16 protein-coding genes are annotated in these 22,326 nt (G+C 72.7%); 13 read left to right on the top strand and 3 right to left on the bottom strand.

Annotated elements, in window-relative coordinates:
• Window positions 1–19: 19 nt before the first annotated feature.
• The 4 genes from BKA18_RS35530 to BKA18_RS35515 all read left to right on the top strand — a co-directional run bounded on the left by BKA18_RS35530 (window position 20) and on the right by BKA18_RS35515 (window position 4,162).
• The gene (locus BKA18_RS35530) at window positions 20–1,321 is read left to right on the top strand and encodes a glycosyl hydrolase family 28-related protein (protein ID WP_366045006.1); all 1,302 of its coding nucleotides are present in this window, start codon (window positions 20–22) and stop codon (window positions 1,319–1,321) included.
• 245 nt (window positions 1,322–1,566) lie between these two features.
• Window positions 1,567–2,640: an HpcH/HpaI aldolase/citrate lyase family protein gene (locus BKA18_RS35525; protein WP_366045005.1), complete on the top strand. Its 1,074-nt coding sequence runs from the start codon at window positions 1,567–1,569 to the stop codon at window positions 2,638–2,640.
• A 5-nt stretch (window positions 2,641–2,645) separates the two neighbouring features.
• Window positions 2,646–3,521, top strand: coding sequence for an HpcH/HpaI aldolase/citrate lyase family protein (locus tag BKA18_RS35520; RefSeq protein WP_366045004.1), 876 nt, complete (start codon window positions 2,646–2,648; stop codon window positions 3,519–3,521).
• Window positions 3,522–3,781: 260 nt separating this feature from the next.
• Entirely contained in the window at window positions 3,782–4,162 is a 381-nt protein-coding gene (locus tag BKA18_RS35515) for a hypothetical protein (protein WP_366045003.1), read from the top strand.
• A gap of 139 nt (window positions 4,163–4,301) precedes the next feature.
• On the opposite strand, the gene BKA18_RS35510 is transcribed toward BKA18_RS35515, so the two are convergent.
• Together BKA18_RS35510 and BKA18_RS35505 are read right to left on the bottom strand one after the other, a co-directional pair.
• Window positions 4,302–4,712 carry a hypothetical protein gene (locus BKA18_RS35510; RefSeq protein WP_366045110.1) on the bottom strand — a complete coding sequence of 137 codons (411 nt, stop codon included), beginning with the start codon at window positions 4,710–4,712 and terminating at the stop codon, window positions 4,302–4,304.
• Window positions 4,713–4,906: 194 nt separating this feature from the next.
• Window positions 4,907–6,190: a PAS domain-containing protein gene (locus BKA18_RS35505; RefSeq protein WP_366045002.1), complete on the bottom strand. Its 1,284-nt coding sequence runs from the start codon at window positions 6,188–6,190 to the stop codon at window positions 4,907–4,909.
• A gap of 338 nt (window positions 6,191–6,528) precedes the next feature.
• Between BKA18_RS35505 and BKA18_RS35500 the strand changes: the two genes are divergently transcribed.
• Genes BKA18_RS35500 through BKA18_RS35485 form a run of 4 tightly spaced genes read left to right on the top strand, consistent with a single transcriptional unit; the run spans window position 6,529 to window position 12,086 of the window.
• Entirely contained in the window at window positions 6,529–7,902 is a 1,374-nt protein-coding gene (locus BKA18_RS35500) for an ATP-grasp domain-containing protein (protein WP_006607917.1), read from the top strand.
• A complete protein-coding gene (locus tag BKA18_RS35495) occupies window positions 7,899–9,914 on the top strand; it encodes a PEP/pyruvate-binding domain-containing protein (protein ID WP_366045001.1) in 2,016 nt (671 codons plus the stop codon). The genes BKA18_RS35500 and BKA18_RS35495 overlap by 4 nt, the downstream gene beginning before the upstream one ends.
• A complete protein-coding gene (locus tag BKA18_RS35490) occupies window positions 9,911–11,242 on the top strand; it encodes an MFS transporter (RefSeq protein WP_366045000.1) in 1,332 nt (443 codons plus the stop codon). Before BKA18_RS35495 ends, BKA18_RS35490 begins: the two co-directional genes overlap by 4 nt.
• Before the next feature lie 22 nt (window positions 11,243–11,264).
• Window positions 11,265–12,086 carry a class I SAM-dependent methyltransferase gene (locus BKA18_RS35485; RefSeq protein ID WP_366044999.1) on the top strand — a complete coding sequence of 274 codons (822 nt, stop codon included), beginning with the start codon at window positions 11,265–11,267 and terminating at the stop codon, window positions 12,084–12,086.
• 123 nt (window positions 12,087–12,209) lie between these two features.
• Here the strand turns inward: BKA18_RS35485 and BKA18_RS35480 are convergent, their stop codons facing one another.
• Window positions 12,210–13,349, bottom strand: coding sequence for an agmatine deiminase family protein (locus BKA18_RS35480; RefSeq protein WP_366044998.1), 1,140 nt, complete (start codon window positions 13,347–13,349; stop codon window positions 12,210–12,212).
• A gap of 92 nt (window positions 13,350–13,441) precedes the next feature.
• Here BKA18_RS35480 and BKA18_RS35475 point away from each other — a divergent pair, with 92 nt between their 5' ends.
• The 5 genes from BKA18_RS35475 (at window position 13,442) to BKA18_RS35455 (ending at window position 22,326) form a co-directional block, all read left to right on the top strand.
• A complete protein-coding gene (locus tag BKA18_RS35475) occupies window positions 13,442–14,017 on the top strand; it encodes a TetR/AcrR family transcriptional regulator (protein ID WP_366044997.1) in 576 nt (191 codons plus the stop codon).
• Between the two features lie 360 nt (window positions 14,018–14,377).
• Window positions 14,378–15,688, top strand: coding sequence for an MFS transporter (locus BKA18_RS35470; protein WP_366044996.1), 1,311 nt, complete (start codon window positions 14,378–14,380; stop codon window positions 15,686–15,688).
• A 101-nt stretch (window positions 15,689–15,789) separates the two neighbouring features.
• On the top strand, window positions 15,790–17,085 hold the full coding sequence (locus tag BKA18_RS35465) for a condensation domain-containing protein (protein WP_366044995.1): 1,296 nt from the start codon (window positions 15,790–15,792) through the stop codon (window positions 17,083–17,085).
• A 142-nt stretch (window positions 17,086–17,227) separates the two neighbouring features.
• Window positions 17,228–20,416: a non-ribosomal peptide synthetase gene (locus tag BKA18_RS35460; protein ID WP_366044994.1), complete on the top strand. Its 3,189-nt coding sequence runs from the start codon at window positions 17,228–17,230 to the stop codon at window positions 20,414–20,416.
• Entirely contained in the window at window positions 20,413–22,326 is a 1,914-nt protein-coding gene (locus BKA18_RS35455; RefSeq protein ID WP_366044993.1) for a non-ribosomal peptide synthetase, read from the top strand. Before BKA18_RS35460 ends, BKA18_RS35455 begins: the two co-directional genes overlap by 4 nt.

The raw sequence follows: 22,326 nt of genomic DNA, 5'->3' as shown, positions 1-22,326 counted from the left end.
CCCCCGAAGGAGCAACATCATGGCAGGCAGGACCTCTCCGTCAACCGGTGGCGCCACCCGCCGGACATTGCTGGCGGGTACGGCCGCCGCATTGGCCGGCGCCCTCTCCGGGTGCGATGCGGCGCCGCCTGCCGGCCGGCAGACCTCCGACGACGCCAAGGCTCCCGTGGTCACCGGCCACAAGCCCAAGGGCAGGGACGTCGTCGATGTGGTGGCGGACTGCGGCGCCAAGGGTGACGGACGCACCGACGACAGCCGGGCGTTCGCCCGTGCGTACTCCTACGCGGCCGGCCGGGTGTGGGACCACATCGGACGGACGGTGATCGACATACCGGCCGGCACCTACCTCATCCGGGCGCCCAACGCGCTGCTCAACGCCCAGCGGGGAAAGCTCAAGGCGAACGGCTTACGGTTCCGCGGGGCCGGCAAGCGCATGACTCAGCTGATCTTCGCGCCGCAACGGGCCGAGGACGCCTATCTGTGCCGCAACGAGGACAGCTGGGCCAATGTGATGTTCGAGCAGCTCGGCTTCGCCTGCGGCACCCCCGGCGCCTCGTTCTTCTACTCGTACTCGACCGGTCAGGCGCAGGACTACCGCTTCACCGAATGCGAGTGGACCGGCGAGTGGACCTACGGGGTCGCGCTCGACGGCAGCAACACCAACTCGGAGATGCGCTGGGACGCCTGCCGGGTGGGCGGCGCGTACCGCAAGGCGTTCCTGTACTCCGGGCTGTCGCAGAACTCGCTGAGCCGCAAGCAGCAGGACCAGTTCCTCAACTACTGGTTCAACGACATGAAGGTCGAGTACTCCTGGGGCAACTTCCTGGAGTTCCCCTACGGCGGCTCCATCACCTGCCGCGGCGGCTCCTACATCGTCACCGGCAGCCGCCCCGAGCACTCCCCCGACTACGGACGCACCAGCACGTTCTTCCGCTTCCCGCGCGGCCCGCACCACGATTCCGTCCAGCGCTTCCATGCCGAGGACATCCGCTTCGAGGTGCGCACCCCGGACACCGTCGTGATCGACTGCGCCTGGGACAGCGGAACGGTGCACTTCAACGACTGCGACGACACCGCGATCGCCTTCAAGTCCTTCGCCCAGGACAGCCGCCCCCATCGCTACCGCATCGGCGGGCAGGGCCCACTGGTGCGCTACGACTCGTGCCAGCTGTCCGGGCAGCACTCCTACGAGCCGGACGGCACCGGCGGAGCGGGTCCCCGGGCGCGCTACGACATGTGCCGCCTGCGCAATCACTCCCAGCAGGACTTCATCGCCGGCTCGGGCGACCGGGTGCGCTTCGTCGACTGCGTGGGGCCCTGAGCCTTCCGGGGCGGGCGGGGTCCGGCACGAAGACCCCGCGCCCGACCCGCCCCGGAACACCCCGACCCGCCCTGGAACGCCCCGAATCGGCCCCCGGCGCGCCCGGCGCCCCGATTGCCGACGGTGATCAACGGCACACGTACTGGCCAGTAGCGTAGGCGTCGTGCGGGCCTAGAGTGAGGCCCGAATGGCGCCGCCGGGCACCCGGTGGCGGCCCCGTCCTGTGAGCCGACCAGGGAGACTGCATGCGCTCTCCGAAGGATTTCTTCCGCCCGCTGGCCGTCGGGGCGCCGACACCGGTACGCGAGGTACCGTTCCGGCCGTCCCGGATGATCCACTTCTTCGACCCGGGCAACGAGAAGATGGCCGCGAAGGTGCCGACCATCGCGCCCACCGTGGACGTACTGCTGGGCAACCTGGAGGACGCGGTCGCCGCCGACCGCAAGGAAGCGGCCCGGTCGGGCCTGGTGAAGATCGCCAAGGCCACGGACTTCGGCGACACCCAGCTGTGGACCCGGATCAACAGCCTGGACTCGCCGTGGGCGCTGGACGACCTGCTGACGCTGGTCACCGAGATCGGCGACAAGTTGGACGTCATCATGGTGCCGAAGGTGGAGGGCGCCGAGGACATCCACTACGTCGACCGGCTGCTCGCCCAGCTGGAGGCGAAGGCGCAGGTCCGGCGGCCGATCCTGGTGCACGCCATCCTGGAGACCGCGACCGGGGTCGCCAATGTCGAGGAGATCGCCGGCGCCAGCCCCCGGATGCAGGGCATTTCGCTCGGCCCCGCCGACCTGGCCGCCAGCCGCCGGATGAAGACCACCCGGGTGGGCGGCGGACACCCCGGCTATCTGGTCCGCGAGGACCCGCACGGTACGGACGGCGCCGCCCCGCGGGCCACCTTCCAGCAGGACCTTTGGCACTACACCCTGGCGCGCATGGTCGACGCCTGTGCGGCGCACGGCATCCTGCCGTACTACGGTCCGTTCGGTGACATCAAGGACACCACGGCCTGCGAGGACCAGTTCCGCAACGCCTTCCTGCTCGGCTGTGTCGGCGCCTGGAGCCTGCACCCGGTGCAGATCGGCATCGCCAAGAAGGTCTTCTCGCCCGCACCCGCCGATGTCGCCTGGGCCCGCAAGGTCATCGAGGCCATGGGCGACGGCACCGGCGCGGTGATGATCGACGGCAAGATGCAGGACGACGCGACGTACAAGCAGTGCCAGGTGGTCGTCGAGCTCGCGGAGGCCCTCGCGGCCCGCGACCCCGAACTGCGTGACGCCTACGCGGCGGCCGAGTCCCGGCAGAACGAGGAGTAATACCGATGTCCGACGCGATCCTGCGACCGCGCCGCTCCGTGCTCTACATGCCCGGTGCCAATGAACGCGCCCTGGAGAAGGCCAAGTCCCTCCCCGCCGATGCGCTCATCCTCGACCTGGAGGACGCCGTCGCCCCCGACGCGAAGGCCGAGGCCCGCAAGCGGGTGGCGGCCGCCGCGGCCTCGGGGGAGTACGGCTTCCGCGAGCTGACGATCCGGGTCAACGCACCGGGCACCGCCTGGCATGACGACGATCTGTGGGCCGCCGCCGAGGCCGGTCCGGACGCGGTGGTCGTGCCCAAGGTGGAGTCCGCCGACACCGTGCGCGCCGTCGAGCGTGCACTGGAGGCCGCCGGTGCTCCGGACCGTACGGCCATCTGGGCCATGGTCGAGACGCCGCGCGCGATGCTGGACGCCCGTGCGGTGGCCGCCGCGAGCGAACGGCTCACCGTCCTGGTGATGGGCACCAACGACCTGGCCAAGGAGCTGCACGCCGAGCACGTCCCCGGCCGGGCTCCGCTGCTGACCGGGCTGTCGCTGGCACTGTTGGCGGCGCGGGAGAGCGGCAAGGTGATCCTGGACGGCGTCTACAACGATGTGAAGGACGCCGAGGGCTTCGAGGCCGAGTGTGTGCAGGGGCGGCAGTTCGGTTTCGACGGGAAGACGCTCATCCACCCGTCGCAGGTCGCACCGTGCAACCAGGTGTTCGCCCCGTCGCCGGAGCAGGTCACCCGCGCGCAGCGGATCATCGACGCGTTCGAGGAGGCCACCCGCGAGGGACGCGGGGTGGTCACCGTCGACGGCCGGCTGATCGAGAACCTGCATGTCGAGGACGCCCGCCGGATCCTCGCCCTCGCGGCGGCGGTCGCCGGTCGCGCATAGCCTCCTCCTTCTGATCCGACAGTTCGTCAGATGCTGTCGGTGGCAGGTCAGTTGGAGGTGCCCGGGGAGGGGGAAGGGCCGGGGGCCGGCGCTGTGGTGACGCCGCCCCGGCCCTTCCGGTCCCGATCCTCCGGGCAGGCCCTGAGGGCCGTCACGGTGAATCCTCTCATCGGACAGGGTGAATACCGGTGACGGAGGTTGCTCGGCCCTGGTGGTTCGGGGCATCCGGGATAGCAAGATCCCCGGGTACCAACCATGAGGTGCAGGAGCACACAGTGAAGAACACGGCACGCGTCCACACCGTGATCGCAGGAGCCTGCGGTCTGCTCCTGGCCGCCGGCGGGGCTCCGGCCTGGGCCGGGTCCGGCGGCGACGGGGTCTCCAACAGCAACACCGTCGCCCGCTTCGACGCCAAGTTCCACTGCGGCCACCGGGCCAGATTCTGTATCAACGGGCCGGTGCTGAGCGGGAACCCCAGAAAGGCGCAGAACGTGCATGTCTACGGCACGGTCAGCAACAGCGGCAGCCCCACCAACACCAACGCCAACACCAACTCCGACACGGGCGGTACGACCGGTACGGCGACGAAGAGCGGCAACAACCAGCAGCACCTCGGCAGCGACGGAGAACAGAAGCTGTGACCGCACGCTGAACCCCCACGGTCTCCGCGTCCTGCGGGGCTCGTGGGGGCAGCCGTCGCAACGGCGCGCGCCCGGCGGACACCGCCGGGCGCGCGTGCGGCCGCTCCGGACGGTACGGTCCGCCGGCGCCGTATCCGGGTCAGCGGTGGAAGAGGCCGCCGAGGCTCCCGATGACCCGCTGCACGTTGTTGTTGCTGCCCGTCGCGGCGCCCGCGACGGCGTCGGCGCTGTTGGTGGACCCGTTGGTGTTGGAGAGATTGCCGCTGTTGTTCGGGTTCCCGTGGTTGATGAAGTTGCCGCTGTGCAGGCTGTTGCCGCTGTTTACGGGCCCGTTGACACAGGCGTGGGGCGAGGCGAACACCGGCGACCTGAAGTGGATCTGGCCGAGGCGGTTGTTGCAGACCACCCCGTTGACCGTGCCGGTGACGGTGCCGAGATCGGCGTCCGCCAGGGCCGAGAGCAGTGAGTCACCCGGGATGGTCGCGGCGTGCGCCGCCCCGCCACCGAACATCATCAGCCCGCATGCCCCGACGATGGTCCCTGCCTGCACGATTCTTCTCACGTCGCTCCTCGCCTCCGCGTCCGTCCGGTGCCAGACGTATCGTGCTGCCGTCGGCGCCTGGGAACGTCGTTCAACCCGCGGGAACAAAACGCCCGCAGCCCACAATCAGCCGGGTGGCCCAACACGTCGCGCGGCTGTCCGCGCGGATCCGGGGGACCGCCTCCGGCCGCCCGGTGCGCCCGTCAGGTGACGCTGTGCGGATGGCAGGCCGTCGCCGAGCGGGGCGGCCAGGTCTGCGGGGCGAGGATGCCCAGGACATAGGCGCGCGCGACGAGAGCGGGTCGGGTCGGGGCGTCCAGCAGGTCCCGCAGCCGGCTGAGGTGGTAGTCGACGGTCTGCCGGGAGAGATGCAGGAAGGTGGCGATCTCCGCGTTGCTGTGGCCGGCGGCCAGCAGGGACAGCAGGCGTACCTGAGTGGCCGTCAGCGGAGGGCGGGCGTCGTGCGCGATGCCCTGGTGGGTGACGACCGCCCAGACGCTTCTGGCCCGGTCCGCGCTCCAGCCCACCGACGTGAGATGCAGCCGGGCGCGGCGCTGGCGGCCACGGGCGTCCACGAACAGGGCGGAGGTCTGGATCCGTCGGCTGCGGCGCGCGATCAGGTCGTGCCAGCTGCGCCGCAGCCCGGTTAATTCCGGGGCGGGCGCCAGCACCGTGTGTGCCCGGCGGCCGACGAGGTCCGAGAGCCGGGTCTGCAGCAGTTCGGCGGCCGCCGCGCTGGCCTGCCGGATGCGTCCGCCCGCCGATATCAGGGCGCAGGGCAGTCCGCTGTGGTCGCGCAGCGCATGCAGATTCTCCTCGGCCTCGCGGCGCTGGTGCAGGGCGCGGGTGTAGTCGCTGATGTCGATGTAGATGCCGGCGACACAGGTCTGGCCGCCTTCCAGGACGGGGAAGCGGTGGCCCGCCGCGTGCCCGCTGCCGCCGTCGAAGCGGTGGTAGGTGAGGGTGTGCCGCACCGGTTTGCCGCGGGCGAGCACCTCCCGGTCCAGGGCGAGGACCTGCGCCGCGTCGTCGGGGCCGTCGACGTCGGTGACGGACCTGCCGATGATGTGTTCAGGGGTGGTGCCGTACACATGGGCGTAGGCGTGGTTGGTCCAGAGGTAGCGCCCGTTCGCGTCCCGGATGAAGGCCGCGGCGGGCGCGAGGTCGGCGAAGGCGTCGTAGCGGCGGGGGTCGGCCGTACGCGGACCGACCTCCACCGCCAGCCCGCGGGAGCGGCCCTGCCGGGGCACGCCGAGGGGCCAGTTCACATCGAAGAGGCGGCCGTCGAACTGGGCCTGCCAATGGCTTGTTCCCGGGGGTGCGGCGGGCTCGGGGAGCTCTTTGCGCACGGTGTCGAGAAAGCGCTGGGCCGTGCTGGTGTCGTCGAAGGCCCCACCGCCGCTGTCGATCACCCGTAATTCGCGGTCGGCTTCCCACCAGGACACCGGCAGGTTTTCGAGCAGCGACTTCAGACTGGTCTCGTCCACGACGGGCCCCTCTGCAAGGAAGAGTTCAACGGATTCGCACGGCGCGTCATCGCCATGCGTATCCCTCGGCGTTGTGTGGCATGCCTGGTTCTCGGCCGATCTCGCGGCGGCCGGGCAACGGTGTGCCACATGGGCCGCCCTACGGCATCACGGAACCTTCACGGCGAACCGACCATATCCGCAACTCTGGCGTTTGCCTGAGCGGTTGCGGCCCGATCCGGGGAAGCAGGTCCCGCACGGCTGCTTCGCTTGGAGTCGGCGTGCGGACGACGTGGTCCGGGCGCCTCCAGTCGCCGATGGTTCCTGCCCGTATGCAGATGAAGAGGAGTCGGATTCCAGTGAGCAAGGTGCTGTTCGTATATGCCAAGGGTGGACCGCCCTTGGGGTATGCCCTGTCACGGGTCGCCGCACGGTCGGCAGTGCACCTGCTGGCGCTCAGCGCGCTCCCGCCCACCATGGCCGCGTCCGTGGACCGGCTGTGCGACTCGTTGCTGAGCCCCTCCGAAGCGGAGCGGCGCGATCTGGTGTCCCTGATCGTCTCCCGGGCCCAGGCCGTCGGCGCCGATGCGGTCGTCACGTTCTCCGAGTACGCGGTCGTCGCGGTCGCCGAGGCCTGCGAGAAGCTCGGCCTCGCCGGGGCGGGCACCTCCTGTGCCCTGGCCCGCGACAAGCGGATGATGCGGCGTACCTGGGAGGAGCGGGGCATATCCCAGCCCCGGTTCCGGCCCGTCGCCACGGAGCGGGATCTGCAGGACGCAGCCGGCGCGCTGCGCTTCCCGCTGCTGCTGAAGGCCGCCTGGAGCGCCGGTTCCACCGCGCACCGCACCCTGCGCGCGCCCGACGAGGTGCCGGCGGCCTGGGAGCGGGCACGGGAAGTGATGGCCGAATCGGCGCAGTTGGGGTATGCCGAGCTCCATGTCGCCGGTGCCGGAGCGGACTTCCTCGTCGAGGAGATCGTGCCGGGCACCGCGGCGGACTGGTTCGACCAGGAGGGCTGGGGCGACTACGTCAGTGTCGAGGGCGTCGTCGTGGACGGCGACTTCCGCCCGGTCTGTCTCAGCGGGCGGATGCCGACGGTGGAGCCGTTCACCGAGCGCGCCGGGATCACCCCCGCGGCGCTGCCGGACGACGCCCAGCGGCGCATCGTGGACCTGGCCCGCGAGGCCGTCGACGCGCTGGGGCTGCACACCTGCGGGACGCACACCGAGATCAAGCTCGGGGCGGACGGGCAGATGTGGGTGATCGAGACCGCGGCCCGGTTCGGCGGGGCGATGACCGTGCCGCAGATCGAGGAGGTCTTCGGCCTGGACCTCATCGGGATGCTCACCGACCACCTCCTGGGGCGTCCCGTCTCCTGGCCCGCCGAGGTCCGCACCCCGCAGGAGGCGCGCGGCGCGGCCGGCTCGCTGGTCGTCCTGGCCGTCGACGGCGCCGGCGAGGCCTGGCCGGACCAGCGGGTCTGGGACTTCCCGACGGTGCGGGACGCCGTGCCGCTGAGCGTCGGCAGCCATCTGTCCGTGGTCGCCGAGAACTCGCTGCCGGACGGGGCCCCGGTGCCGGTGTACGACCCGGCCGCGGGCGCCAACACCATGGCGGCGCTGTGTCTGCTGTCCGCCACCGACCCGGAGACCGTGCTCCGCGACTTCCGGACCCTGGTGGACGCCCTGCCGAAGGTCCTGCCCACGGACGGCATCATGGAGGCGCAGTCATGACCACCACTCTCCTGCCCTCGGGCGCCCCGGGGCCCGTCACCGACCGCACCGTCATCGGTGAGAACCTCTCGCTGCCGCTGTTCCGCACCCTCTCCGGCGTCCTGGCCGGCCACCCCTACCTCAAGGTCGTGGTGGACCGTACCGAGAACACCTGGCATCTGCTCGACACCGCCGTCCACCCCTTCCACGTCAACTACATCGCCACCCGGGTGCTCGGGATGGACCTGGCGGACCTGGACTCCGGGCTGGACGCCTTCAACGCCTCGGTCTACATGGACCCGGAGCGACGGTTTCTGCTGGGCGTGCTCTCCCTGCACACCGACGAGGACACCGAGGGCCGGGATCGGCCGTTCCTCGTGCTGGAGACGACCGAGGCCGACACCATGAACGGCCTGCTGCTGGAGGAGTTCTACACCTTCGTCCGCCACCGGGTGGACGGCCGGCTGCCGCTGCTGCTGAAGCCGGCGAACCACGGGCAGGAGCACGAACTCGCCGCGATCAGCGACGTACGGGTGCCCCGGATCCTGGGGCACGAGCTCTTCGGCAACCGCACCCGTACGCCGCTCAACCCCGGCGAGGCCGTCGGCCGGCTGCGCTACTTCCGGACCCCGGAGGAGTACGCGGCCGTGGCCGGCGACCTCGGCTGGTCCGACATCGTGGCCATGCCCTGTCTGCCGGACGACGTCCCGCGGGTGGCGGGCTTCCTGAACACCGCGCCAGGTACCCCGCTGTCGCACACCAATGTGCTGGCCTCCGGCTGGGGCATCCCCAACGCGATCGTCCGCGACCTGGACCGCCTCGTCGAGAAGGACGGTCTGGACGGGGCCTGGATCCGCTACCGGGTGCAGGACGACGAGATCAGTCTCGTCCCGCTGGCGCACGCCCCGGCCCTGGACGCCCCGACCTGGCACCAGCAGCGCATCCGGATGGAACCGCCGCTCCTGGAGGACGTCCCCGCGCTGGCCCTGCACCGGCTGCGCCGCGCCGACCACGACCGGTACGGCACCAAGGCCGCCAACCTCGGCGAGCTCCATCACGTCCTCGACAGCCGCAGCGCCGACCTCACCGCCTTCTACGGGCAGCCGCGGCCGCCGCGCGCCCACCTCTACGGCCACCTCGCGGCCCGCCTCGGCGTCCCCGGGGCGACCGTGGACGATGAACTGCGGGCGGCGGCGGCCGACTTCGTGAGCCAGGTGATCGCGGCACCGCAGGGGATCGCCCTCCCCTTCGCCCTCCAGCACCGCTTTCTGACGTCCTCGCCGGCCGTGCAACAGGGCCTTGGCAAGCTCAAGATGGCCCTCGAACTCGACGCCGTCGATGTGCTGGACTCGCTCTGCCTGCATCTGCAGCACCTCATCCGCAACACCCCCATGCCCGAGGACGTGACCCGGCAGATCACCCTGGCGCTGCCCGACGGTCCCGCCGCCGGCAGCCGGCTGGTGGTCCGCTCGTCCTCCAACGCCGAGGACCTGCCCGGGTTCTCCGCGGCCGGGGTCTATGACTCGATCACCACCGTCCACGGGGCGGAGGAACTCCTCGACGCGGTACGGCAGGTGTGGGCCTCGCTGCTGTCGCCGCGCAGCGTGCGGCTGCGCCACCAGGCGGGCATCTCTCTCGACGACACCTATATGGGCGTGATCATCCAGCAGTACGTGCCGGCGGACCTCGGCGGTGTCCTGGTGACCTGCAACCCGACCCGGCGCGAGGACTTCCGCAACGTCTACCTCAACTGCTCCCCCGGCTCGCCGGAGACGGTCGTCGACGGCACGACGCTGCCGCTGCAGTACCTGTACAACACGGTCGAGGGCGGCGGCCGCACCGTCGCGCTGGGCTCGACCGGCCGGGACCTGCCCGACGGCACCCGGGACCGGCTGGCACAGCTGGCCCTGGCGGGACGGCTGCTCCAGTCCCACTTCAGCGACACCGATGTGGACCATCCGCTGGACATCGAGTGGCTGATGACCGATCAGGGGGACTTCCGCCTGGTCCAGATCCGCCCCTACGCCCTGTGACCGGCTACTTCACCGGTCTGCGCGGTGCCCGTGGGCCGCGGGCCGGCCGTCCGTCCCTGACCCCGCGGGCCCGCCGGATCATCGGGCTCAACAACGGCTTCCAGCTGCTGTTCAACCTGTTGTGGTGGATGCCGGTCTTCTACGCCTACCAGCGCGAGGCGGGCCTGAGCGACGGGCAGATCTTCGGCATCCAGAGCATCTACTACGTCGCGTTCTGCCTCTTCGAGATCCCGACCGGGATGGTGGCCGACCGGATCGGGGCCCGCAACTGTCTGCGGGCCGGTGCGGTCGTGATGACCGCGGCGAACCTGGCCCCGGTCCTCTCCCCCAGCTACACCGGATTCCTGGTGCACTTCCTGGCGATCGCGGCCGGCCGCTCGCTGACCTCCGGCGCCGCCAGCGCCTATCTGTACGACGGCCTGGCGGCCGAGGGTGCCGGGGAGCACTATCTGAAGGCCGAGGGGCAGGCGCGGGCCCTGGGGCTGGCGGCGAAGGTGCTGTGCTGGCCGCTGGTCGGTCCGCTGATGGCCCTGGCGCATCCCGCGCCGTACGTCCTCAGTGCGGCGAGCGCGGCGGGGTCGCTGGTCTGCGCCGTGGTACTGCCGCGGCAGGCCACGGCGCGTACGGGCGGCCGGGCCCGTGCCAAGGGGACACCGCGCGACGGGCTCGCCTTCCTGCGCGATGCCACCAAGGCGCTGCGCTGTGTGTGGGCCACCCCGTGGCTCGGCCTGCTCATGCTCCAGGGTGTCGCCGTCTTCACGCTCTCCCGTATCTGCCAGGTCAATCTCTTCCAGCCGATACTGCTGGACCACGGCATCCCGGAGAGCTCGCACGGCGGGGTGCTGGCCGCGATGACCGTCGCGGAGGCGGTCGCCTCGGCCCGTCCGCAGTGGCTGGGTTCGCGGCTGTCGCCGGTGGCCTGGGTGTCGCTGCTCAGCCTCGCGATGGCGGCGGCGCTCGCGGGCAGCACCCTCGGCGGGCCCTGGACCGTGATGGCGCTGCTGTGCGTGTTCGCCGCGGTCACCGGGTTCGCCTATCCGCTCCAGCGCAAGCTGGTCAACGACGCGATCCCGGCGGGTGCACCGCGGGCCACGCTGCTGTCGGTGGAGAGCATCGTGGACCGGGCGGTGTGCGCGCTGGCGGCGGTGGCCGCGGGGGCGTACCTCTCGGCGGGCCGGCTGGATGCGCTGCTGTGGCACAGCGCGCTGGTGACCGGCGTGGTGATGGTCGTCCTCCAGCTGATCCTGCGGCGCGCCCCGGGACGGCGGCGCAACCCGCCGGACGCGGAGTCGGCGCCGGAGCTGGTCACCACAGCAGGAAACCCCTGACCGGCACCGTCATACTGGGGACGTGCCGGGTACGGAGGCCGGGCGGTACGGCGAAGGCCTGTTCCGCCCGGAGGAGACCGGCGAGGCCGGTCGCATCGATCTGGGGGCGCTCGCCTATGACGAGGTGAGCGCCGCCCGGTTGACGGCGCTCGGGGCCGGCCCCGGCTGGCACTGCCTGGACGTCGGCGCGGGAACCGGCACCCTCGCCCGGTGGCTGCTGGAGTCGGCCGGTGTCGAGTCGGTCCTCGCGGTGGACCGCGACACCCGGTTCCTCGCCGCCGGGGACACACCGGGGCTGTCGGCACTGACCGCCGACATCACCGCGCCGGACTTCGATCCCGGCCGCTTCCAGCTGGTCCATGCGCGGTTCGTACTGATGCATCTGCGCTGCTGGCGCCGCATGGTCGCCACGTTGGCGTCCCTGGTCGCGCCCGATGGTGTGCTGGTGCTGAGCGACGCCGCGGACCTGACGAGCGCGGACGCGCCGGCCACTCCGTACACCATGGTGATGCGCGCGATGTGGCAGGCGCTCCGGGAGACCATCGGCACGGACATCTCCTGGGTGCCGGACTACCCCTACCTCCTGAAGGAGGAGGGGCTGTCCCGGGTGGGCGCGGAGTTGCACGCTCCCCCGCTGGTGCCGGGTAGTCCCCTCAGCCGCTTCTGGGCCGACACCTGGGACCGGGCACGGGACGCCATGCTGGCGACGGGGCGGGTGGACGAGGCACAGATCGAGCGGGCCCGGCACGAACTGGCCTCGCCCGAGGGCGCCGCCCTCTCCCCCGGGATGCTCACCGCGTGGGGGTGGCGGACCGACCGAGCCGCCCCGGACCGGCATGGCTGACCCGGACCGGCATGGCTGACCGGGTCGGCATGGCTGACCGGGCCGGAGCGCTTCCGGGAGCCGTCCACGAGCTGCGGAGCCCTGCCGGTCGGGGCGCCGTCGGTGCCGGGCCCTGCGGTGGCTTCAGCCGGCCTCGGGGAGTTGTTGGGTGGCGCAGTGGATACCGCCGCCGCCCTCGCCGAGGTGGTCGAGCGGCAGTTGGACCACCTTCCGCCCCGGGTAGAGGTCCCGGACGGTGGCCGCGGCCCTGCTGTCGGCCTTCTTGTCGCCGTAACAGGGCATGATGACGGCGCCGTTGGCCACGTAGTAGTTCACATAGCAGGCCAGGAACCCGTCCCCGTGGCGGCCGATGTGCAACGGCTCGGGCAGCTCGACGACCTCCAGCCGCTTCCCCCGGGCGTCGACGGACCCCTCGATGACCGTGCGGGCCTGTTCGTAGGCGGCGGTGAAGGCGGTCCGCGGGGCGCCGGCGGCCGGTGTGCTCATGACGACGACGCCCGGTTCGGCGAACCGGGCCAGCGCGTCGATGTGATAGTCGGTGATGTCCTTGCCCTTGACGCCCTTCACCCAGATCACCCTGGTGACGCCGAACAGGTCCTTGAGCGCCCGCTCGATGCCCGCGCGGGACCTGCCGCGGTTGCGGTTGTCGTTGACCAGGGAACTCCCGGTCGCCAGCAGGGTGCCCCGGCCATCGGTCTCCAGCGCTCCGCCCTCGGCGGTGATCGGCGCCTTGATCCTGGTGATGCCCGCATGGTCGAGGAGCGCGCGGGCGACATGCCGGTCCCGGCCGTGCTCCTGCTTGTTGCCCCAGCCGTTGAAGTTGAGGTCGACGCCGGCGACCCCGTCGGGTCCGAGGACGAAGACCGGTCCGCTGTCGCGCATCCACAGGTCGTCCACCGGGATCGGGAGCACCTCCACCCCGGACCCGCACGCCCGCCGGGCCGCCGGCACGTCCCGCTCGTTGGCCAGCAGGGTCACCGGCTCGAACTCGGCGATGGCCCGTGCGATACGGGCGATGTCGTCGCGGACACCGGCCGCGGCCGGCCCCCAGATCCGCCGGGTGGGCCAGGCCATGTACGTCGCGGCGTGCGGATGGGTCTCCTCGGGCAGCCGCCGACGGCCGGCTGTCCGCGCGGCCGCGGTGACCGCGTGGTCCGTACGGGGTGCCGACCGGGCGCCGTCCTGGCTGCCGCAGGCGGTCAGCGCGCCGCCGAGCGCGGCGGCGGCCGCTGTTTGCAGGGTCTGACGTCGTGATATCTGCACGATGAGCCTCCTGACTGAAATTTTAGTCAAACTCAGCGTAAGGCATGATCGGACCCGAGCCACAGTGGATTTCTCGTACCCGGGAGCCTTCGATGCCGGACCGCCCCACCCAGATCCTCGAAGCCGCCGCCCGGCTGATCGCCCGGCGCGGTGTGCGCGGGCTGCGCGTCGAGGAGGTTTCCGCGGAGGCCGGCGTCTCGACCGCGCTGATCTACTACCACTTCAAGGGCCGCGCCGGACTGCTGCGGCGCACGCTGGAGTTCATCAACCGGCGCGCGGTCCGCTACACCGACGCCGCCCTGGACGCCTCCGACGCCCCGCTCGCCCAGCTCACCGAGATGCTGCTGCTGGAGTTCCAGGACGTTCCCCAGGTCAGGGAGAACAGCGCGGCCTGGGGTGAGCTGCGGGCGACCGCCGTCTTCGACCCGGATTTGCGGGAGTTGCTGGCCGACGCGACCCGCGAGTGGACCGACGACCTCGCCGATCTGATCCGCCGGGCCCAGGCCGCCGGCACGGCCGCCCCGGGAGCCGACCCGCAGGCGGCGGCCGAGCGGCTCTCCGCGCTGGTCGAGGGGTTGAGCGAGCGCTGGCTGAGCGGCACCACCACGCTGGAGCGCGCCCATGCGCTGGTGCGCGGCGCCGTCGCGGCGGAGCTCGGGCCGGCCTGACCCGCCCGACGCCGTCGAAGCTCGGGCCGGCCCGAGCCGCCTGCGTCGGGCCTCACATCAGGCGGTTGCCGCGTCGGACGCCATAGCGGATGAACCGACTGCTTCGGTCAATAAGCGGACATCGGCGACGGTTTTCGGTCGGATTTCGACAGGTCACTCTCTGTATGCGACCCCTCCGGTGCGCCCGGCGAGCGCGACAAGATCGCACCTCACGATGGGTGCGATTCAGAAAGGTCATCCGGTCGACGCCAGGATCTGATGAAGAATTTTCTGTCTTGGTAGCGAGTTCGTAAAGAAATGCGACCGAAAGTGTGCATCGGGTTTTGACCCCTGATCGACCGTTCAGCCATGGTCCTTCGCATGTCCGCCATACCCCGACCCGCGGCCAGCGGTCCGCTGCGCATCCGCGACTTCCGTCTTCTGCTCGCCGGCGCCGCGGCCGGACAGCTCGGCGCCCAGGTCACCCTGGTCGCCCTGCCGCTCGTCGCGGTGCTGCAGCTCAACGCCCCCGCCTTCCAGGTGGGGTTGCTCACGGCCGCCGAGACCGCCGCATTCCTGCTGGTCGGGCTGCCGGCAGGAGCGTGGGTCGACCGGATGCGCAAGCTGCCGCTGATGATCCGGGCCGATGTGGTGCGCGCCGTGGCGATGGCCAGCATCCCGCTGGCCGGCGTCGCCGGTGTGCTGACGATGGCGCAGCTCTACCTCGTCGCCCTGGTCACCGGCGTGGCCACGGTGTTCTTCGACGTGGCCCACCAGAGCTACCTGCCCCAGCTGCTGCCCAAGGACCAACTGGTCTCGGGCAACGGGGCGCTGGAGACGATCCGCTCCACGGCACAGGTGGCGGGCCCCGGGCTCGGCGGCGGTCTCGTCCAGCTGCTCGGGGCCGCCCTGGCCATCGCCGCCGACGCGGCCGGCTATGCGCTCTCCGCGCTGTTCCTGTGGGCCATCCGGCAGCCCGAGGACCGCCCCCGGCCCGTACCGGGTGCCTCGCTGCGCAAGGACATCGGCGAGGGGCTGCGGTTCGTCTTCGGGCACTCCCTGCTGCGGGTGATCGCGTTCACCACCGGGCTGGGAAACTTCTTCACCGCCACGCTGATGGCCACCCAGTCCGTCTTCCTGGTCCGGGTGCTCGGGCTGGCGCCCGGGGTGGTCGGTCTGGTGCTGTCCGCCTCCGCGCTGGGCGGGCTGGCCGGCGCGCTGTGCGCGGGCCGGCTCGCCGCCCGGCTCGGCCAGGCCCGGCTCATCTGGCTGTCCGCGCTGGTCACCGGCCCGTTCGCGGTGCTGTGGCCGCTGTCCGGGCGGGGTGCGGGAGCCGTGCTCTTCGCGATCGGCTCCGGCGTGGTCTTCTTCGGCGCCGTGGTCTACAACGTCGCGCAGGTGAGCTTCCGTCAGGCCCTGTGCCCGCCCCGGCTGCTCGGCCGGATGAACGCCACCCTGCGGTTCCTGATGTGGGGCACCCTGCCGCTCGGGGCCCTGGCCGGCGGTGCGCTGGCCGATGCCTTCGGCGCCCGTACGGCGCTGGCGTGGTGTGCGGCCGGCTTCCTGGCCGTCCCGCTGCCGCTGCTGCTCTCCCCGCTGCGCCGGATGCGGGACCTGCCCGCCACCGGACCGGACGAGGACACCGCCCGTCCCGGCTCCGCGGACGCGCCCGAAGCCGCCTCGCTCGGCTGACCGCCGACGCCGGCTCGCTCTCTCCCCCTCCCCCCTTGCACGGCCGTTCCACCCGCATCGCGCTCCCGCGATGCGCGTCCGCCACGACACAGAGGATCACGGTGCCCAGCATCACGAGCCAGTATCTGGCCCGCTTCCGGCGACTCGACACCGGGGAGGGGGCTCCCGTTCTGCTGCCCGTCACAGGTGCCCAGCGTCGCTTTGCGCTGGTGCGTGCCATGGACCCCGCCGGGCGGCCGGATCTCGTGCCGATGTTCTTCGCCTTCCCGCGCGGCACGGTGGACCCGGAGCGCCTCGCGGCGGCCGCGAACCGTCTCGCCGCGCTGCACCCCGTGCTGCGGTCGCTGCCCACCGTGGTGCGCGGCACCCCCGCGCTGCGTCTGGAGCAGCCGCGGATCCCCGTGGTCCGGCTCGCGTGTGCGCCCGGCGAGGATGCGGCCACCGTGCTGCGGCGCGCCCTTGAAGGGTGGAGCGCACCGGGCGCACCGCTGCGGCTGTTCCTGGTGCCGGACGGCCCGGAAGGCACCGAGGAGGTGCTCGCCGTGGTCCTGGACCATCTCGCCTGCGACGGGCAGTCGTTGGCCCGGCTGGCCGGAGAGCTCGGCGCCGCCTACGAGCAGGGCACCGGTGCCGAGGGCCCCTCGCCCGCCGAGGCCGCGGCCGAACTGACCGCCTACCGGGACGCCGTTCTGCTCCAGCTCGCCGCGGAGGAGCGCGCGGGCTCGCCGGAGGCGATGGCGTACTGGGGCGAACGGCTGCGCGCGGTGCGCGAACAGTCCCCGGCGCCGCAGTCGGCGCCGCTGCCCGCCGGCACGCTGCCGAGCGGCTCGGCCGCCGTGCGGCTGCCCGCATCCGCCGACGGGGTGCCGTTCCCCGCACTGCTCGACGCCTGCCGGGCGGCCGCGACGGCCCTGTACGGAAGCGGCCATGTGGTACCGGTCGGCTATCCGTGGGGCGGCCGGCCGCCCGGCGCCGCGCCGGTGCTGGGCTGCTTCCTGAACACCGTGGTCTTCCCCACCGCGACCGGGCAGCAGCCGGGCGCGAGTGCGACGGCCGATGCCTGGTGGGACGACCTGGACCAGGCCGCCACCCCCTTCGACGCCGTGGTGCACGCCGCCCGGGCGGCCGGCTCCGGCTGGAGCGGCCGGCTCGACGGCCTGCTCACCGTGGACGACTCCCGGCGCCATCCCCCGCTGTGCCTGGGCGGAGTGACGGGCCGTGAGATCCATATCGACGGCAGAGCGGTACGCGGCCCGTTCGCGGTCTCCGTCACCCAGGGAGCCGAGCTGCGGCTGCGCATGGTGTGGGACCGCGCGATCCTCCCCGATCCCACCGCCGAGCAGGCCTTCGCGGCACTCGCCGACGCACTGCGGAGTCCGGCCCCGACGGCCGGCTGATCCGCCCCGGGGCCCCGCCCCTCCTTCGCCACCCCACTCCGCCGGACCCGTCGCGCAACCCGCGGCCCGATCCGCGCACACAGGCCGGGCCCGACCAAGCCCCGGCCGGAGAACACCGACCCGACAACCTCAGGGATCGCCCATGCTTCCGCTCTCCTCCTCGCAGGAGATCGTCTGGCTGCACGAGCAGGTGCAACCGGGCAGCCGCGCCTACAACTTCACCGCCGCCCTCGATCTGTGGGGCACGCTCGACGCCGAAGCGCTGCGCCGCGGTCTTGCCGCCACACTCGACCGGCACGCCGGGCTGCGGCTGGAACTCGTCGCCGTCGCCGGGGCGATGCCGGGTCAGCGGGTCGCCGAGAGCTGTGCCCCGCGGCTGCGTACGGTGGACCTGAGCGGGGCGGCGGACCCGGAGACCGCCTTCCAGGAGCTGCTGCGCACCGAGGCGGAGACCCCGCTCGACACCTACGAGGCACCGCTGCTGCGCTGGACGCTGGTCCGGCTGGGGGACGACCGGCACCGGCTCATCCACGTCGAACACCATCTGATCCACGACGGGCACTCGTTCGCGATCCTGCTGCGGGACGTGTTCACCGTCTACCGGGGCCACGTCCTGGGCGAGCCGGTGCAGCTGCCGCCCGCGTCCTCGTACGCCGACCACGTCCGTGCCCGGTCCGCCGACGAGGTGAGCGCGGAGCGGCGCGACGGGCTGGAGTTCTGGACCGGTGAACTGCGCGAGCTGTCCTATGACATGCCGCTGCCCGGTCTGACCCGGCCGGGCTCCCGGCGCCGCCACCACGGCGGGCAGCTGCGGCAGTCGATCGGTGCGGATCTGGCCGAGCGGCTGCGGGCGCACGCCCGTGACCGTGGTCTGACGCCGTTCGCCACGCTCCTCGGGCTCTTCGCCGAGCTGCTGCGCCGGCACAGCGGCCGTGCCCAGATGGTGGTGGGCACCGCGGTCGGCAACCGCCCGCGCGGTTTCGAGGACGCGGTGGGCATGTTCGTCAACACCATCCCGCTCCCGCTCCGGCTGGACCCGGCCGCCCCGGCCGAGGAGTCCATGGACGAGGTGACCGACACCCTCTTCCGTGCGCTGCCGCACCAGGAGGTGCCGATCCAGGAGCTGACCCGCGCGCTCGGCCTGCACACCTCGGGCGCCGACAACCCCCTGTTCAGCGTCATGTTCAGCGCGCACGACGCCGAGCTGCCGGAGATCGAGGTCCCCGGCCTGGACATCACCCTGTTCGAGGGCTTCAACACCGGCACCACCCGGTTCGACCTGGACGTGGTGCTGCTGCCGGACGACCGGCGCGGCGTCGGTCCCCGGCACGGTGCGCCGGGGATGACGCTGGTGTGGGACTACGACGCCGACATGTTCGGCGAGGACGTGGCGAAGCTGCTCGCCGGACGGTTCCTGGGGCTGCTGCGGGCGTATCTCGACGCGCCCGGGACGGCCCTCGCGGACCTGGCGCTGCCGCCCGTACCGCCGGCCCTTCCGGCACCCGCGCCGCAGATGTCGGCGCACGACCCGCTGGACCCCTCCGCCGCCCATGACCCGTCCCTGCCCGCGCTGTTGACCGGCGCCCGCCGGCTCACGTACGGCGACCTCGACGAGCGGGTGACCTCGCTCGCGGAGCGGATGCGGGCGGCCGGAGTGACCGCAGGGCAGCCGGTGGCCTCGGTGCTGCCGCGCGGCGCCGACTCCGTCGTGACGCTGCTGGCCTGTCTGCGGACCCGGGCGGTGTACTGCCCGCTGTCGCCGTCCGACCCGCCGGCCCGGCTGGAGCTGCTGCTGAGCCGGCTGGCTCCGGCGCTGGTCCTGACCTCGGCCCAGGCCCCGGTCACCGTGCCGGACGGCCTGCCGACGGCCACGGTCGACGCCGAGGTGCTGCCGACGGCCCGTGCGGCGGAGGTGGTGCCCGGTGCCGCGTACCTCATTCACACTTCCGGTTCGACCGGCATACCCAAGCCCGTCGCCGTGGGCCGGGCGGCGCTGGAGAACCATCTGACCGGAGCGGCCGGGCGGTTCGGGCTGGCGTCGGGCGACCGGGTGCTGCTCTTCGCCCAGCCGTCGTTCGACGTGGCACTCGAAGAGGTGCTGCCGACGCTGTACGCCGGGGCGTGTCTGGTCGCCCCCGACCGTGAGGTACCGACCGGCGCCGAGCTGGCCGCCCTCCTGGTCGCCGCCCGGGTCACCGTCGCCAATCTGCCGACCAGTTACTTCCTCGCCACCCGCGAGGAGCTGCGCCCCGCCCTGCGCGAGGGCCAGTGGGCGCCGCGGCTGCTGGTGCTCGGCGGGGAACGGCTCCCGGCGGATGTGCTGCGCGCGTTCCTGGCGGACACCGACAGCACCGTGTTCAACGTCTACGGCGTCACGGAAGCTGCCATCAGCTCCACCGTCCACGAGATCACCCGGGAGGGCCTCGTCGACGGGGCGGAGATCCCGCTGGGCACCGAACTGCCCGGCGAGCGGATCCATGTCCTGGACGCCCACCACCGGCCGCTGCCCGACGGCGCGGTCGGTGAACTGGCCATCGCCGGCGCGGGGTTGGCCGAGGGGTACGTCGGCAACCCCGAGGCCACCGCCGCGCGGTTCGTCCCCGTCGAGGCCCTCGGCGGCGAGCGGGTCTACCTCACCGGTGACCTCGGCTACCGCGGCCGCGACGGGCTGCTGTACTTCCTGGGCCGCCGGGACCACCAGATCAAGCTGCGGGGTTACCGCATCGAGCTAGAGGAGGTCGAGGCGGCCGCCTCTGCCGTGCTCGGCGGCCGGTCCTGCGCCGTGGTGCTGGACCGCGAGGCCGCGGGCGGGCCCCGGCTGGTCGGCTTCCTGGAGAGCGCCGACGAGCGTGCCCCGTGGGACGAGCAGGCGCTGCACACGGAGCTGAGCAGCCGGCTGCCGAGCGCCCTGGTACCGGGGCGCTGGGCCGTGCTGGACACCATGCCGAGGCTGGCGGGCGGCAAACCGGACCGCACCGCGCTCACCCGCCGGGCCTCCGCGCTGGAGCCGGCCGCGCCCGCCGTGGCGAGCGACGGCGGGCAACCTCAGGTGCCGGCCGATCCGTTGACGGCACTGCTGGCCGAGGGCTGGTTCGCGGCGCTGGGCCACCACCGCTTCGACGAGTCCTCGGACTTCTTCCGGGCCGGCGGCCATTCGCTGCTCGCCGCGGAGCTGGCCGCCTGGCTCGAACCGCGGCTGGGCAAGCGGCCGCCGCTGCGGCTGCTCTTCCAGAACCCGGTGCTGGCCGACCAGGCCCGTGCGCTGCGCGCCGTCGGCACCGCCGCCGTCCCCGCTTCCGCCGCTTCGACCCCCGTGACGGAGTCCCGATGACCCAGCCGATGACCGCCCCGGCCACCGCCCCGCACACCCCGGACGGCCGGCCGCTCAGCATCGCCCGCGGCTCCGCGCCCGCCACCGGGGCCGACATGGGGGTGCTCGCCCGCTTCGAGGAGTGGGCCCGGCGCACCCCGCAGGCGCCCGCGGTGGTCGACGGGCCGCACCGCTGGACGTACGGACAGATCGGCGCCGCCGCCGACGAGGTCGCGGCCGCGCTGCGCGACCGGGTACGGCCCGGGGACCTGGTCGGCGTCTGCCTCGACCGTTCGGCCGCCCTCGTGGTGACCGCCGTCGCGCTCGCCCGGCTCGGTGCCGTGTATCTGCCGCTCGGCCCCCGGCCCGGTGAGCGCCGTACCGCCGCCGTCACCGACGACCTGAACGTCGTCGCTCTGATCGGCGACCCCGCCTTCCTGCCGCCCCGGCACCGGTCGGCCGAGCTGCGGGACCTGGCGCTGCCCGACACGGGCGCCAATGCGGCCGCCCGGGTCGTGGCGGCCTTCGCCGCGCCCTCCGGGCCGGCCCGTTCCGGGCCCCCCGAGGCGTTCTACGCCGTGCTGACCTCCGGCTCCACCGGCCGTCCCAAGGCGGTGGCGGTCGGCGAGCCGGCGCTCGGCACGCTCCTGGACTGGTACCGCACCACGACCGGTCTCGTCCCCGGGGACCGGCATTCCCTGCTGATCGGCGTCGCGTTCGACCCCCATCTGATGGAGCTGTGGGCCGGGCTGACCTCCGGGGCGGCGCTGGTCCCCGCTCCGGACGAGGTCCGCTGGGACCCGATGGTGCTGGCCGACTGGTGGCGCGAGGCCGGGGTGACGGTGGGTGTCGCGGCCACCCCGATGGCCGAGCCGCTGCTGGAGCGGCCCTGGCCCGCGGGCCTGAAGCTGCGTCATCTGATGGTGGGCGGTGACCGGATGCACCGCCGGCCCGGCGCGGATGTGACCGCCACCGTCCACAATGCCTACGGGCCGGCCGAGGCCACCGTGGCCTCCACCGTGTACACCATGCAGGGCACCGACCCCGGGGCGGGCACGGATTCCGCGCCGCCGATCGGGCGCCCCCTCCCGGGCGTGACCGTGGTCGTCACCGACGCCGACGGCCGGCCGGTCCCGCAGGGCACGGAGGGCGAACTCCGCCTCGGCGGCAGCGGTCTGGCACTGGGCTATCTGGATCCCGAACTGACCGCGCGCCGCTTCACCGCGGTGCCCGAGAGCCTCGATCTGCCGGGCGTGGAGCGGTTGTACCGCACCGGGGACCGGGTGCGGATGGTCGACGGCGGGCAGCTGGAGTTCCTCGGCCGGCTGGACGACCAGGTCAAGATCAGCGGTGTCCGGATCGAACCGGCGGAGGTGGCGGCCGCGTTCGAGCAGGACCCGGCGGTCCTGAGCGCCGTCGTCACCGCGCCGCGTACCGCCGACGGCCGCACCCGGCTGGTGGCGTACGTCCGGCCGGCCGCCGGTGCCGCCCCCACGGCGGAGTCCCTGCTGCCCGCCCTGCGGGCCTGGCTGCCCGAACAGGCCGTGCCCTCGGACGTACGGATCGTGGACGCCTTCCCCCTGGACGCCAACGGCAAGGTGGACCGCGCCGAGCTGACCCGGCAGGCGGCGGCCGACGCCCGTCCGGACACCGGCGCCGCCCCCGCCGCACCGGACGCCGGCGCCACCCCCGGCGAACAGCTTCTGCTGATCGCCGTGCGCGATCTGCTGGCCCGTCCCGAGACCTCGCTGACGGACAACTTCACCGAGGCCGGCGGCACGTCGATCATCGCCGCCCGGCTGCTGACCGTCATCGAGAAGGAGAGCGGGGTACGGCTGCGCGCCCCCGAACTGCTCCGCCAGCCGGACCTGCGCGCGGTGGCGCGGCTCATCGACGAGCGCCGCGCCCGGCAGCAGGCGGCGGGAGCCTGA

Source organism: Streptomyces auratus (assembly GCF_050433025.1).
Lineage (GTDB): Bacteria > Actinomycetota > Actinomycetes > Streptomycetales > Streptomycetaceae > Streptomyces > Streptomyces sioyaensis.
Note: the sequence above shows the minus strand (reverse complement) of the source record. Positions and strands in the feature narration are given on the sequence as shown.